Source organism: Polynucleobacter sp. 39-46-10, from assembly GCF_002282275.1.
On record NZ_NCJB01000401.1, the window covers coordinates 1 to 1876 of the forward strand.

Here is a 1876-nt window from a genome sequence, read left to right on the forward strand (position 1 = left end):
ACTGAACCCCACATTCAGCCTACGCATTTACCTCATCAGCCACCCATACTCTGTATTGTTGGCCCTACAGGCGCAGGCAAAACCCATCTCGCTATGGCTTTAGCAGAGCATGCCAGGCTCTTAGGTAAAACAGTTGAAATCATCAGCATGGATTCTGCCCTGGTTTATCGCGGACTAGATATTGGAAGCGCTAAACCAAGCAAAGCAGAACAGGCTGCGGTTCAACACCACCTGATTGATATCTTAGAGCCCACCGAATCCTATTCAGCAGCACGCTTTGCAAATGATGCTAAGCGACTATGTGAAGAAATTCGTGATCGTGGGAATATTCCCGTCGTGGTGGGTGGCACGATGTTGTATTGGCGGGCCTGGGCCTATGGCCTCTCTTCTTTGCCACCAGCAGATCCAGAAATTCGCGCCCGTCTCGATGAGCAAGGTAAATTAATTGGCTGGCCTGCGATGCATGCTGAGCTCGCCAAAGTAGACCCCATTACTGCGGCGCGCTTACAACCCAATGACTCTCAACGAGTACAACGTGCTTTAGAGGTTTATGAAATCACGAGCAAACCAATGTCGGAACTGCTGGCAGATGCGCCAAGCGAAGATGGCAGAGAAGGTTCAACTATTCCGGAGTGGATTGACCTCGTTTCGCTAGAGCCCAGCGATCGCTCACGCTTACACCAGAACCTAGAAAAAAGGTTTGATGAAATGCTCATCGGAGGATTGTTAGAAGAGGTTCAGCTACTTAGAAAAAATCCAGACCTGCATGGTGACTTACCTGCGATTCGCTCTGTTGGCTATCGACAAGTCTGGGAATTTTTATCAGGAGAAGTAGATCAAGCAGAGATGCGCTACAAAGCACTGGCAGCGACACGGCAACTTGGAAAGCGGCAATTAACTTGGTTGCGTGCAATCGCTGGAAGAAAAAAATTTGACCCATTCAACCCAAGTGAGTTGAATGCGGCCCTAGAGCACTGCAAGCAAAGCCTAAGCAAATAGGCTTTAGGCGTATTAAATAACGATGGTTTGTGGTGCACCAGCTGGACGCTCTACAACCTCACCAACCGTCCAAGCATGCAAACCCTCATCCTTGAGAGATTGAATTGCAGCATCTGCCTGATCGGCAGACACAATCACCACCATGCCAATACCGCAGTTAAATACACGCACCATTTCTGCATCAGCCACACCACCCTTCATCTGCAACCAGCGGAAGAGCTCTGGCATTTGCCAGCTATCGCGATGTAATACAGCTTGCGTATTTTCTGGGAGCACACGTGGCACGTTATCCACTAAGCCGCCCCCAGTAATGTGAGCCATTCCCTTTACATTGATCTCATTGATCAACTTCAACAGCTGCTTCACGTAAATTTGCGTAGGGGCCATCACCACATCACCCAATGAACGGCCACCCAAATCATCAGTTGGCTTTGCGCCAGCACGCTCAATAATTTTGCGAACTAAAGAGTAGCCATTGGAATGGGCGCCACTCGAAGCAATTGCCAACACCACATCACCCGGGGCAATCGTTGCACCAGTAATGATTTTGGATTTTTCAACAGCGCCGACAGCAAAGCCAGCTAAGTCATATTCACCTGGAGGATACATACCAGGCATCTCAGCAGTCTCACCACCAATCAATGCGCATCCTGACAATTCACAACCCTTAGCAATGCCACCAACTACGGTGGCAGCTGTGTCGACGGTGAGCTTGCCGCAAGCGAAGTAATCTAGAAAAAAGAGTGGTTCAGCGCCTTGAACCAAAATGTCATTCACGCTCATTGCCACCAAATCCTGGCCGATCGTGTCATGACGATTCCACTCAAAGGCCAATCTGAGCTTTGTACCAACGCCGTCAGTACCCGATACCAATACT

General features: G+C 49.4%; 2 protein-coding genes. One reads left to right on the forward strand and one right to left on the reverse strand.

Features of this window, described 5'->3' with window-relative positions:
* On the forward strand, positions 1-999 hold a 999-nt coding region (gene miaA, locus B7X71_RS16120; protein WP_293601477.1), incomplete at its 5' end, for a tRNA (adenosine(37)-N6)-dimethylallyltransferase MiaA.
* 12 nt (positions 1000-1011) lie between these two features.
* On the opposite strand, the gene purM is transcribed toward miaA, so the two are convergent.
* On the reverse strand, positions 1012-1876 hold an 865-nt coding region (gene purM / locus B7X71_RS16125; protein ID WP_293601478.1), incomplete at its 5' end, for a phosphoribosylformylglycinamidine cyclo-ligase.